Source organism: Burkholderia sp. Bp8963 (assembly GCF_003854275.1).
Classification (GTDB): Bacteria; Pseudomonadota; Gammaproteobacteria; order Burkholderiales; family Burkholderiaceae; genus Burkholderia.
In genome coordinates this window covers 1-12,595 of the sequence record NZ_QTQP01000041.1, presented here as the reverse complement: position 1 = coordinate 12,595, position 12,595 = coordinate 1, and the positions used below count along the sequence as shown (strand labels likewise).

At 68.9% G+C, this 12,595-nt stretch carries 7 protein-coding genes; 2 read left to right on the top strand and 5 right to left on the bottom strand.

The genetic code is table 11. The annotated features are described in order from the left end of the window. The first annotated feature begins 67 nt into the window (after nucleotides 1-67). On the top strand, nucleotides 68-6,145 hold the full coding sequence (locus tag DID96_RS27515; protein WP_124602392.1) for an alpha-2-macroglobulin: 6,078 nt from the start codon (nucleotides 68-70) through the stop codon (nucleotides 6,143-6,145). A 108-nt stretch (nucleotides 6,146-6,253) separates the two neighbouring features. Then, the gene (gene pbpC, locus DID96_RS27510) at nucleotides 6,254-8,689 is read left to right on the top strand and encodes a penicillin-binding protein 1C (protein ID WP_124602391.1); all 2,436 of its coding nucleotides are present in this window, start codon (nucleotides 6,254-6,256) and stop codon (nucleotides 8,687-8,689) included. A gap of 73 nt (nucleotides 8,690-8,762) precedes the next feature. Here pbpC and DID96_RS27505 read toward each other — a convergent pair whose 3' ends face one another. The 5 genes from DID96_RS27505 to DID96_RS27485 form a co-directional block, all read right to left on the bottom strand. Further along, nucleotides 8,763-9,164, bottom strand: a complete 402-nt coding sequence (locus DID96_RS27505; protein WP_124602390.1) for an OsmC family protein — start codon at nucleotides 9,162-9,164, stop codon at nucleotides 8,763-8,765. Between the two features lie 67 nt (nucleotides 9,165-9,231). Beyond that, on the bottom strand, nucleotides 9,232-9,435 hold the full coding sequence (locus DID96_RS27500; protein ID WP_124602389.1) for a hypothetical protein: 204 nt from the start codon (nucleotides 9,433-9,435) through the stop codon (nucleotides 9,232-9,234). A gap of 160 nt (nucleotides 9,436-9,595) precedes the next feature. Beyond that, nucleotides 9,596-10,678, bottom strand: a complete 1,083-nt coding sequence (locus tag DID96_RS27495; protein ID WP_185732379.1) for an amino acid permease — start codon at nucleotides 10,676-10,678, stop codon at nucleotides 9,596-9,598. A gap of 138 nt (nucleotides 10,679-10,816) precedes the next feature. After that, nucleotides 10,817-11,914 carry a porin gene (locus DID96_RS27490; protein WP_124602388.1) on the bottom strand — a complete coding sequence of 366 codons (1,098 nt, stop codon included), beginning with the start codon at nucleotides 11,912-11,914 and terminating at the stop codon, nucleotides 10,817-10,819. A gap of 226 nt (nucleotides 11,915-12,140) precedes the next feature. After that, the coding region (locus DID96_RS27485; RefSeq protein ID WP_409333820.1) for an AMP-binding enzyme at nucleotides 12,141-12,595 on the bottom strand (455 nt) is incomplete at its 5' end.

Sequence of the window (12,595 nt, the reverse complement as noted above, 5' to 3'; positions counted from 1 at the left end):
CACAGAGAGAACGATTCGGGGAACGTCGCCGAAGCCGGCAGCACGTCCTTGACAAGGAAACAACAACATGGATTTGCTGCGCTTTCTGCTGCGCCTGCCGTTTCGCGCGGCCGGTTTCGTCTGGCGTCTGCTCGGCCGCGTGCTGCGGCCGGTCGTCGGCAATGTGTCCTGGGCCGCGCCCGCGTGGATGGGCGTCACCGCCGCGGTGGTGCGCCGCCGCCCGTGGCATGCCGGCGGCGCCGTGCTGCTCGGCGTCGCGCTGGCCTACGGCTGGCACTGGTACAAGCACCGTCCGAAACCGCCCGAGCCGGAAACCGTCAGCTTCACCGTAAAGCCGCTCGCCATGACGACCTACGAGACCGACGAGAGCGGCAAGCCGAAGGTCACGGTCCATCCGCTCGACATCGCGTTCTCGCGCTCGGCCGCGCCGCTCGAACTCGTCGGCAAGCCGGTCGAGCGCGGAATCGAGATCACGCCCGCGCTGAAGGGCGTGTGGCAATGGGTCGACGACAAGACGCTGCGCTTCACGCCGGCGGCCGACTGGCCGGTCGGCGCGCATGTCGAAGGGCGCTTCGCGGTGCACGAGGCATTCGCGCCGCAGGTCACGATGGCCGACGACCGATTCGCGTTCGACGTGCCTGCGTTCACCGCGCAGTCGGGCAGCAACCAGTTCTACCAGGACCCGGAGAACCCCGCGCAGAAGCAGGCGATGCTGCAGGTCCGCTTCAACTATCCGGTCGATCCGGCCGCGTTCGAGAAGCGCATCGGGCTCGTGCTGGTCGGCCGTGACGGCAAGAGCACGACGCCGCTGCGCTATACGGTCAACTACGACGCGAACAAGCTGAGCGCGTGGGTCCAGTCTCAGCCGCTCGAGATTCCGCACGACCCGCTGTCGGTGCGGCTCGACGTCGACAAGGGCGTGAAGAGCGCGCGCGGCGGCGACGGCACGAAGGACGCGCTGCACGCGTCGGTCGGCGTGCCGGGCCTCTATAGCCTGTCGATCGACAACGTGTCGCCGACGCTCGTCGACAATGACCGCTACGAGCCGGAACAGGTGCTCGTCGCGGAAACGTCCGATGGCGTGCGCAGCGCGGACCTCGCCGCGCGCGCGAAGGCGTGGGTGTTGCCGAAGCGCAAGCCGGGCGTCGACCAGCCGGACGACGATCCGCCGTACGAATGGAACGTCGCGGACGTGGGCGACGCGGTGCTGAAGCAGGCGAAGCCGCTGCCGCTCGAGGCGGTGCCGACCGAGAACGATTACGCGACGCTGCAGAGCTTCAAATACCACGCGACGCCCGGCGATCGCATCTACGTGCGCTTCGACGACGGCCTGAAGTCGGCAGGCGGCTACCTGCTCGGCAAGCCGGTCGCGCACGCATTCACGGTGCCCGACTATCCGAAGCTCCTGCGTTTCATGGCGGACGGCTCGCTGCTGTCGATGAGCGGCAGCAAGCGGCTCTCGGTCGTGTCGCGCAACCTGCCGGGGATGAAGGTCGAGATCGGCCGCGTCGTGCCCGACCAGCTGCAGCACCTCGTCAGCTTCAACCAGGGCACCTATGCGCGCCCGTCGCTGTCGTATTCGTTCAACGAAGACCACATTGTCGAGCGCTTCGTGCAGACGCGCGCATTCCCGGCCGGCGAGCCGGGCAAGGCGCACTACGAGGGCGTCGATCTCGGCCAGTACCTGAAGGGCGGCAAGCGCGGCGTGTTCCTGCTGCACCTGTCGAAATACGATCCGGCCGCGGAGAAGAAGAAGGCGGACGCGGCGAAGGGCGACGACGCGTCGGCGGACGGCAACGGCAGCCAGGACTCGGCCGACAGCGCCGATGGGGGCGGTAACGACGACGGCGATAGTGGCTATGGCAGCGGCGACAGCGACAGCTCCGTCGGCGACACGCGCCTGATCGTCGTGACGGACCTCGGGATGCTCGTCAAGCGCGCGCTCGACGGCAGCCAGGACGTATTTATCCAGTCGATCCGCTCGGGCCGCCCGGTCGCGGGTGCGACGGTGTCGGTGCTCGCCGTGAACGGCCAGCCGCTGTTCACGCAGTCGACCGGCGCGGACGGCGTCGTGCATTTCCCGGCGTTCAAGGGCCTCGAGCGCGAGAAGCGGCCGCAGCTCTATGTCGTGAAGAAGGACGGCGACCTGTCGTTCCTGCCCGTGTCCGGTCACGACCGCCAGCTCGACTTCTCGCGCTTCGACGTCGGCGGCGAGCGCAACGCGACCGGCCAGGGGCAGCTGTCCGCGTACCTGTTCTCGGACCGCGGGCTGTACCGTCCGGGCGACCCGTTCCATATCGGCCTGATCGTGCGCGCGGCGAACTGGGCGCGCAGCCCGTCCGGCGTGCCGCTGCAGGCGGAAATCGTCGATCCGCGCGGGGTTCCCGTGGAGCGGCGGCCGGTGACCGTCGACGCGACGGGCTTCACCGAGCTCGGCTACACGACGGCCGACACCGCGCCGACCGGCGCGTGGACGATCAACCTGTACATCGTCAAGGACGGCCAGCCGGGCGACGCGCCGATCGGCAGCACGACAGTGCAGGTGAAGGAGTTCCTGCCGGACCGGATGAAGGTCGACGCGAAGCTGTCGCAGCAGGTCGTCGAAGGCTGGGTGAAGCCGGAGGGGCTGAAGGGGCTCGTCGATGCGCAGAACCTGTTCGGCACGCCGGCGGAGAAGCGCCGCGTCGCGGCGACGCTGACGCTGCGGCCCGTGTGGCCGTCGTTCCGCAGCTGGCAGGATTTCCGTTTCTTCGACGCGCGCCGTGCGAAGGAAGGCTATACGACCACGCTGCAGGACGGCCAGACCGACGACAAGGGCCATGCGGAGTTCGATCTCGACCTCGGCAAGTACGCGGACGCGACCTACCAGCTCTACTTCCAGGCAAAGACCTATGAAGCGGAAGGCGGGCGCAGCGTCGCCGCGAACGCGCAGGCGCTCGTGTCGAACAACGACTGGCTGGTCGGCTACAAGTCGGTCGACGATCTCGGCTACGTGAAGCGCGGCAGCCCGCGCACGGTGCGGCTCGTCGCGATCGATCCGCGCGCGAAGGCGATCGACGTGAAGGACCTGCGCGCACAGCTCGTCGAGCAGCGCTACGTGTCGGTGCTGACGAAGCAGGATTCCGGCGCGTACAAGTACGACTCGCGGCTGAAGGAAGTGCCGGTCGACGAGAAGCCGCTGACGATTCCGGCCGCGGGCCTCGACTTCGCGCTGCGTACCGACAAGCCCGGCAGCTACGCGCTGGTGATCCGCCGCGCGGACGGCACCGCGGTGAACCGCATCGAGTACACGGTTGCGGGCGACGCGAACGTGACGCGCTCGCTCGACCGCAACGCGGAGCTGCAGGTGAGTCTCGCGAAGCACGACTACAAGCCGGGCGAGCAGGTCGAGATCGCGATCCGCGCGCCGTATGCGGGCAGCGGCCTGATCACGATCGAGCGCGACAAGGTGTACGCGCACGCGTGGTTCCATGCGGACACGACGAGCTCGATCCAGCACATCACGGTGCCGGCCGGCTTCGAGGGCAACGGCTACATCAACGTGCAGTACATCCGCGATCCGTCGTCGGACGAGATCTTCATGAGCCCGCTGAGCTATGGCGTCGTGCCGTTCTCGGTGAACCTCGACGCGCGCCGCAACGCGTTGACCGTCGACGCGCCCGCGCTCGTGAAGCCGGGCGACACCGCGACCTTCACCGTGCATTCGGCGAGGCCCGCGAAGGTTGTCGTGTTCGCGGTCGACGAAGGGATCCTGCAGGTCGCGCGCTACAAGCTCGGCGATCCGCTGAAGTTCTTCTTCCGCAAGCGGATGCTCGAAGTCGGGACGTCGCAGATCCTCGACCTGATCCTGCCGGACTTCGAGAAGCTGATGTCGATGGCAGCACCCGGCGGCGACGCCGACGATGCGCTCGGCCGCCAGCTCAATCCGTTCAAGCGCAAGCGCGACAAGCCGGTCGTCTACTGGTCGGGGATCGTCGACGTGAACGGCGACGCGCGCGTCAGCTACACGGTGCCCGACTACTTTAACGGCCGGCTGCGCGTGATGGCCGTGTCGGTGTCGCCGGACCTGATCGGCACCTACGAAGGCGCGACGACCGTGCGCGGCGATTTTGTGCTGTCGCCGAACGTGCCGACCACGCTCGCGCCGGGCGACGAGGCGGAAGTGAGCGTCGGCGTCGCGAACAACCTGACGGGCGCCGGCAACGCGCCGGTGCCGGTCGCGGTCACGCTGAAGACGGGCCCGCAGCTGCAGGTGGTCGGCCCGGCGACGCAGAACGTGACGCTCGCGCCCATGCACGAAGGTGTCGCGCTGTTCCGCGTGAAGGCGACCGACGCGCTCGGCTCCGGCACGCTGTCGTTCGGCGCGCGCTATGGCGCGAAGGCCGCGCAGCAGCGCGTCGACGTGTCGGTGCGGCCGGCCGCCGCGTTCCGCACGCAGCTCGACTTCGCGCGGCTCGACGCGGGCAAGAAGGCGAGCGTGCCGAACCTGCGCAGCATGTACGACGCGTATGCGGCGCGCGACGCGAGCATCTCGACCGCGCCGCTCGTGCTGTCGGAGGGGCTGTCGTCGTATCTCGTCAACTTCGACCATTACTGCAGCGAGCAGATGGTCAGCGCGATCGTGCCGCGCGTGTTCGCGTCGAAGTGGCTGTCGGTGCGCGCGCTGGCGAGCCCGCGGCAGCTGCAGGCCACTTCGGCCACTTCGGCTGCTTCGGCTGCTTCGGCCGCGTCGGCCGCGTCGGCCGAGAAAGCCGCGGCGGACGCGACCGCGCAGTTCTTCGGCGCGCTGCGCACGCGGCAGAACGCACAGGGCGGCTTCGGGCTGTGGAGCGCGACGCCGGATGCCGATCCGTTCGTGTCCGCGTATGCGATGCACGTGCTGGTCGACGCGCGCGAGCGCGGCGTGGCCGTGCCGAAGGACATGGTCGACGCGGGCAACACGTACCTGCAGCAGCTCGCGGCGAACGACCGGCTCGGCTCGCTCGACCTGCTGCGGCAGCGCGCGTACGCGGTGTACCTGCTGACGCGCGAGGGCAACGTGACGACCAACAGCCTCGCGGCGGTGCAGAAGCGCCTGCAGGACGCGTATCCGAACGACTGGAAGAACGATCTCGCGGCCGCGTGGCTCGCCGCGTCGTACCAGCTGCTGAAGCAGGACAAGGAGGCGGCGGCGCTGATCGCGGGGCCGCAGGGGCTGCTCGAGCGCAAGGCGGCGCGCAACGAGGCGTACGACTACGGCTACTACATCGATCCGCTGACGCGCGACGCGAGCGTGCTGTACCTGCTCGCGAAGCACTTCCCCGAGCGCGTGCGCAAGCTGTCGCCGCGCGTGATGGAGAACGTCGCGGCGCCGCTCGAACGCAACCGCTACAACACGCTGTCGTCGGCGATGACGATCCTCGCGCTCGACGCGTACGCGGGCTCGGCCGCGGGCGGCCTCGACAAGCTCGCGATTAACGAGGTGCGAGCGGAGGTGCGCGCGGGCGGCGCGCCGAAGGACGTGTCGTCGGTGCAGGCGAACCTCGTGCGCTCGGGCACCTGGGGCGCCGGCGCATCGCGGGTCGACTTCGTGAACGGCAGCGCGCTGCCCGCGTGGTGGATCGCGAGCCAGTCGGGCTACGACCGCGGCACGTCGACGAAGGCGATCCGCAACGGCCTCGAGATCGTGCGCGAGTACAGCGATACGAACGGCAAGCCGCTCGACAAGGTGACGCTCGGCCAGGAGATCGACGTGCACCTGAAGATCCGCGCGACGGGCTCGGCGAGGGTCGGCAACGTCGCGATCGTCGACCTGCTGCCGGGCGGCTTCGATCCGGTGATCGCGCCGCCGCCCGCGACCGACGTGCAGGACGGCAGCGGCGATGCCGGCGGCGCGGATGCGGCCAGCGCGGCGAATGCGCCGTGGCAATCGCCGGTGGGCGTCGCGGGCTCGACCTGGCAGCCGGAGTATGCGGACGTGCGCGAGGATCGGGTGGTGATCTACGGCACCGCGACGACCGATGTGCGCGAGTTCGTGTACCGGATCAAGGCGAGCAACGCGGGCCGCTTCGTCGTGCCGCCCGCGTACGGCGAGTCGATGTATGACCGGCGCGTGCAGGCACAGTCGCCGGGCGGCGCGACGCTGACGGTCGGACGTGTGCGTTGACGGGTGCAGGCATGGGCGCACTGTGTGTTCTGCGCCGGGTGCGCGCGATGACAGGCGCAGGCATCGGCGCATTGCACACGCCGCGCCCGGCGCAAGGAGTACCGGTGCGTGGCTGAGGATTCCGTATTCGGGCGGGCGCGGCGCGCCGCCGGCCGCTGGCTGCATCGCTGGCAGAACTGGATCGCGGGCGGGCTGCTCGTCGTGGCGGTGCTGGCCGGATTCCGGCTGTGGCCGCATCCGTCGCTGCGCGACTGGAAGCCGTCGTCGACCGCCGTGTTCGATGCGCACGGGCGGCTGTTGCGGCTCACGCTCGCGAAGGACGACCGCTACCGGCTGTGGGTGCCGCTCGAACGGATGTCGCCGCAGCTCGTCGAAGCGGTGCTGCTGCACGAGGACCGCTGGTTCTGGTGGCATCCGGGCTTCAACCCGTACGGCCTCGCGCGCGGCGTGTGGGTCACCTATGTGCGCGGCGGCAATCCGCAGGGCGGCTCGACGCTGACGATGCAGCTCGCGCGCTCGCTGTGGCGGCTCAACACGCGCACGCCGCTCGGCAAACTTCAACAGGTCGGCCGCGCGCTGCAGCTCGAACTGTTCTACTCGAAGCGGCAGATCCTCGAGGCCTACCTGAACGACGCGCCATACGGCCGCAACGTCGAAGGCGCGGGCACCGCGAGCCTCGTGTATTTCGACCGGCAGGCAGCGGCGCTGACGCTGCCCGAGGCGCTCGCGCTCGCGGTGATCCCGCAGGATCCGGCGCGGCGCGTGCGTGGCGGCGTGGGGCAGGACGAGATCAACCGCACACTCGCCGCGTCGCGCAACCGGCTATACGCGCGCTGGCTCATGCGTCATTCGCGCGATGCGGCGTTGCGGCCGCTGTTTGCACTGCCGCTCGCGATGCGCCCGTTCGCGGCGCTGCCGTTCGATGCACCGCATGCGGTCGACCAGGCGCTGGCCGAGCGCGACGCGTGGCACACCCGGGCGGACGATGGGGGCGACGGCGACGACGGCGACGATAAGGAACGCGACGGTGCGCGCATCGTCACGACGCTCGATCTCGATCTGCAGCGTGCGCTCGAACGGCAGATCGGCCGCTACGTCGCGCGCAACGACACGCAGGGCATCCGCAACGCGGCGGCAATCCTCGTCGATACGCGCGACATGGGCGTGAAGGCGCTCGTCGGTTCCGCGAACTTCTTCGATCGCATGATCCAGGGGCAGGTGAACGGCACGCTCGCGCGGCGCTCGCCGGGCTCGACGCTCAAGCCGTTCATCTACGCGCTCGGCTTCGACCAGGGCGTGCTGCATCCGCAGACGGTGCTGCGCGACGTGCCGACGTCGTTCGGCCCATACGCGCCGGAGAACTTCGACGGCCACTTCCTCGGGCCGATCACCGCGACCGATGCGCTGAACCGCAGCCGCAACGTGCCGGCCGTGTGGGTCGCGTCGCAGCTCAGGCAGCCCGATCTGTACCGGTTCCTGCAGGAAGCCGGCGTGCGCCGGCTCGCGAGCGCGCAGCACTACGGGCTCGCGCTCGTGCTCGGCGGCGGCGAGGTCACGATGCAGGATCTGGCACGCCTGTACGCGATGCTCGCGAACGGCGGCGTGCTGCGGCCGCTGCGGCTGCGCGACGACGAGCCGGTCGCGCCGGGCCGGCGCCTGCTGAGCGCGGAAGCGAGCTTCATGACGATGGACATGCTGCGCCAGCACCTGCGCCCCGACGAGACGAGCGGCGCGCAGCCCGGGCGGCTGCCCGTGTACTGGAAGACCGGCACGTCGTGGTCGTTCCGCGATGCGTGGACGGCCGGCGTGTTCGGGCCGTACGTGCTGGTCGTCTGGGTCGGCAATTTCGACAACTCGACCAACACGGCGTTCGTCGGCGTCGACGCGGCCGCGCCGCTGTTCTTCCAGATCGTCGATGCGCTGAACGCCGAGCGTGCGCTCGCCGAACCGCCGCGACCGGCGCCGCCGCGCGTGAAGCGCGTGCGGATCTGTCTCGCGAGCGGCGACCTGCCGAACGAGTGGTGTCCGCAGCAGGGCTGGACGTGGTTCATCCCGGGCACGTCGCCGATCCGCGTGAGCACCGTGCACCGCCCCGTCGTGATCGACGACGCGACCGGCCGCCCCGCGTGCCCGCCGTATGACGGCAAGCGCACGCATACCGAGGTGTTCGAGTTCTGGCCGTCGGATCTGCAGCAGGTGTTCGCGCAGGCGGGCGTTCCGCGCCGGCGCCCGCCGCAGAATCCGGATTGCGGCAACGCGGGGCAGATCGACGGCGATCCGCCGCGGATCACGTCGCCGTTGCGCGGCAGCACGTATGCGATGCGCGTGAAGGATGCGGGCGGCACGCGCATCGCGTTCAACGCGACTGCCGATGCGAGCGCGCACGCGCTCTACTGGTTCGTCAACGATGCATACGTCGGCCGCAGCGCGCCGGGCGACGCGCTGTTCTGGCAGCCGGGAACGGCCGGAAGCTTTACCGTGCGGGTGGTCGACGACCACGGCCGCAGCGACCAGCGGCCGCTGGCGGTTGGGCTCGAGCAATAGATGAGGCGCCGCGCCGCTTGCGTGCGGCGCCTCCGGTCATTTCTACGGCGGTTCGACGCCGCGACCGCCGATGTCACGCGCTCAGGCGGCTGTCGATTTCGACGTCGCCGGTGAGCAGCCGGTGAATCGGGCACACGTTCGCGATTTCCAGCAACCGCTCGCGCTGCTCGGCCGTCAGGTTGCCGCTCAGCGTGATGTCGCGAGCGATCTTCGTCGGCGAACCGGGGCGCTCGTCGGTGATCGCGAGACGCACGTCGATGCCGTCGAGCGGCAGCTCCTTGCGCTGCGCGTACATCGCGACGGTGATCGCGGTGCAGGAGCCGAGCGCGGACAGCAGCAGGTCGTGCGGATCGGGGCCGCTGTCGGCGCCGCCGAGAGTGGCCGGCACGTCGCTTTGCCATTCGTGGGCGCCGGACGTCAGCGTGACGCGGTAGCGGATCGCGCCGAGATGCGCGACGACGGTCGAATTTGCCATGGGGAATCCTGGTGAAGGGGAAAGCGAACGGAATCGGGGCGGCCGGGTGTCGCGGATCGGTCGCGGATCAGCGGTCCTCGATCCGGACGACCGCGTAGCCGGCATCGTCGAACGCAACGAAGAACTCCTCGGCGAACAGCCACGATTCGACGTGGACCATCCGGTTCGCCTGGTCGACCTGAACCGTGGCGTCCGGGTCGACGGTCCGGATCTGGTGTGCGATGTCCTGCTGTGCTGCGTCGTCGATGGCGTGGTCGAGCAGAAATTCCATGATGTGCTCCTGATCGAATGCGAGTGTCCGTATGCGTGCGCGACGCGGCGGGCCGATCGCGCATTCGCGCAACTGGCTGGCCAACGGGCCATCGGTCCGGCGGGTCGGCCAGCCAGTCGCGCGATCCGATCGCAACCTTACATCGTCGTGACAGAGTCCGCTAGCGGGAGCGTGCGGAACGGACTGTCGCCCGGCGCGCAACAAAGCCCGCAGACGCCGCGCCGGCACGCTGCCCCTTCGTCGCGTAGAAGATCGCGGTGACCATCGCGATCCAGATCGGCCCGACGATCACCGCGATGCGCGTGTCGGCAAACGCGGCCATCAGCGCGATCACGATCAGCAGAAACGCCATCGCGAGCGCGTTGCAGTACGGGAACAACGGCACGCGGCACGGCAGCTTCGACAAGTCCAGCATCTGCAGCGTCTTGCGGAACCGGTAATGCGACACGAGGATGATGCCCCACGTCCACAGTGCGCCGAACGTCGACACCGCGGTCAGCCACACGAACACCTGCTTCGGGCTCACGTAGTTCAGGAACACGCCGACCAGCGAGCATGCGCACGAGAACACCAGCGCGACCGCCGGAATGCCGTTGCGCGAGATGCGCGCGAACAGCGCCGGCGCCTGCTTCTGCAGTGCGAGGTTGTACAGCAGCCGCGACGTGCCGTACAGGTTGCTGTTGCACGACGACAGCGCGGCGGTCAGCACGACGAAGTTGACGATGCCGGCGGCCGAATGGATGCCGAGGCGGTCGAAGGTCAGCACGAACGGGCTGCCCTGCGTGCCGATCTGGTTCCACGGGTAGATCGACATGATCACGAACAGCGCGCCGACGTAGAAGATCAGCACGCGCCAGAACACCGAGTTCACCGCGCGCGCGAGCGTCTTCTCCGGGTTGCGCGCCTCGCCGGCCGCGGTGATCTCGCACATGCTGCCGACGAGCGCGGTAAGCCAGTAGGTCCAGCCGGTCAGGTAGCCGGGCAGCGGGCCGAGGTAGTCCTGCGCATAGCGGCTGAACGATCCCGCGACGGGGTTCGTGACCGCCATTTCGCCGAGCGCGCGCATGATGATGAAGATCGCGACGCCCGCGAGCGCGTAGCTGAGCAGGATCGCAGGGCCGGCCGTTTTGATCGCGCTGGCCGAGCCGAGGAACAGGCCGACGCCGATCGCCGTGCCCAGCGCCATCAGGTTGATGTGGCGCTCCTCGAGTCCGCGGTGCAGCGAAGCTTGCCGTTGCGGCATGTCGTCTCCTTCCGTGGCTGCGGGCTGGCGTTCTGTGCGGTGGGGCGGGGGTACGATGCGCGAGCGCCGGCGGTACGGCGGCGCCCGAATCAAATGGCGCGCGGCCGGCCGGATCGATGCCGGGCGGCCGCGCGGCGGTCAGAACGTGTGGCGGATCCCGAGGTTCGCGCCGACCGTCGTGCCCTCCACGCCGAACAGCGCGTTGTTGATCCCGAGCCCGGTGTTCATCGCGCCGTGGTTGTTGACCATCGCGACCTGCGCGTACAGCGCGGTCGCTTTCGACAGGCTGTAGGTCGTGCCGAGCGCGGCGAGCACCGAATGATTGTGGGTATCGTTGCGATCGCTCGTCACCCACACGCCGCCGTTCAGGTCGACGGCGGGCGTCGCCTGGTAATCGAGGCCGCCGCCGTATACGTTGTTGCTGAACGAGCCGCCGACCTTGTAGCTCGTGAACGAGGCTTTGGCGGTGACTGGGCCGAAGTTGTATGCGGCGCCGAGCGTGCGGCCGACGAACGCGACCGTGCTTGGAATCGGCGTCGCCGCGGTGCCGCCGCTGTTGCCGTCGTAGAACGCGGCATTGACCATCAGGCCGCCGATCTCGTACTTCAGGCTCGCCGAATACTGCCGGCCGGCCTGGAAGTTGCCGGCCTGGCCGCCGAACGCGAACATCGCGCTGCCGGTCAGGCCGGCGATCGTCGGGCTCGTATACGACACCGCATTCGCGTTGAACAGGCCCGTGACGAGCACGTTGTCGACGTAGTTGATCAGTCCGCTGCCGAAGTGCGCAAAGCTGCGCGGATCGGAATCATCGATCGCGAGCAGGAACGGCGAGAACTGCAGGCCGGCCTTCAGTTCGCCGTAAGCGCTGTCCAGCGACACCCACGCCTGGCGGCCGAAGAAGTTACCGTTCGAGTGATTGAACGCACCGTTCGCGACACTGAAGCCGCTTTCGAGCTTGAACTTCGCCTTCAGGCCGCCGCCCAGATCCTCGACGCCGGTCAGCCCGAACGTCGTCGGCGTCAGGCCGGTGTCGGTCATCGCGAACTGACGGCCCGCGTTCGCGCCGGTGGCCGTGTCGAGCGTCTTGTTCGTATACAGCAACGCGACGTCCAGGTTGCCGTACAGCGTCACGCTGCTCTGCGCGAAAGCGCTCGTGCTCGCCGTCGCGCCGAGCAACGCCGCCGCACAAATCGTCCATGAATTCGTCCGTGAAATGTTCCGGGTCCTGCTCTTCATCGTCTGTCTCCGTGTTGTTGAGTTTTGTAATCAGTAAAGCTAATCAATGCTGCGAGAGCGGCGGCATCGGATGCCGCGTCAATGCCGTGCGGTGGGTAGACGCACGGTGAAAACGATAAAAACGGTGCAAGCGGCGCGCCCGGTGCGGGCCGGCCGGCGGCCGGGATGACCGCCGCCGCCGGCCGGCGCCGCGCACGGCGGGGATCGCCCGCCGGAGCGAGCGGCGTTACATCGAACGGTTCAACTGATCGAGGATCGCTGGGTTCTCGAGCGTGGACGTATCCTGCGTGATCGCCTCGCCCTTCGCGAGCGAGCGCAGCAGCCGGCGCATGATCTTGCCCGAACGCGTCTTCGGCAGGTTGTCGCCGAAGCGGATGTCCTTCGGCTTCGCGATCGGCCCGATCTGCTTGCCGACCCAGTCGCGCAGTTCCTTCGCGAGCTTCGCGGCCTCGTCACCCTCCGGACGCGTGCGCTTGAGCACGACGAACGCGACCACCGCTTCGCCGGTCGTCTCGTCCGGCCGGCCGACCACGGCTGCCTCGGCCACGAGCTCGTGCGCGACCAGCGCCGACTCGATCTCCATCGTGCCGAGCCGGTGGCCCGACACGTTCAGCACGTCGTCGATCCGGCCCATGATCGTGAAGTAGCCCGTGTCCTTGTCGCGCACGGTGCCGTCGCCGG

What these genes read in the sequence shown, in the direction of transcription:
- DID96_RS27515 (WP_124602392.1), top strand. Translation starts at nt 68, where the DNA reads ATGGATTTGCTGCGCTTTCTGCTGCGCCTGCCGTTTCGCGCGGCCGGT.
- DID96_RS27505 (WP_124602390.1), bottom strand. Translation starts at nt 9,164, where the DNA reads ATGGCAAATTCGACCGTCGTCGCGCATCTCGGCGCGATCCGCTACCGC.
- DID96_RS27500 (WP_124602389.1), bottom strand. Translation starts at nt 9,435, where the DNA reads ATGGAATTTCTGCTCGACCACGCCATCGACGACGCAGCACAGCAGGAC.
- DID96_RS27495 (WP_185732379.1), bottom strand. Translation starts at nt 10,678, where the DNA reads ATGCCGCAACGGCAAGCTTCGCTGCACCGCGGACTCGAGGAGCGCCAC.
- DID96_RS27490 (WP_124602388.1), bottom strand. Translation starts at nt 11,914, where the DNA reads ATGAAGAGCAGGACCCGGAACATTTCACGGACGAATTCATGGACGATT.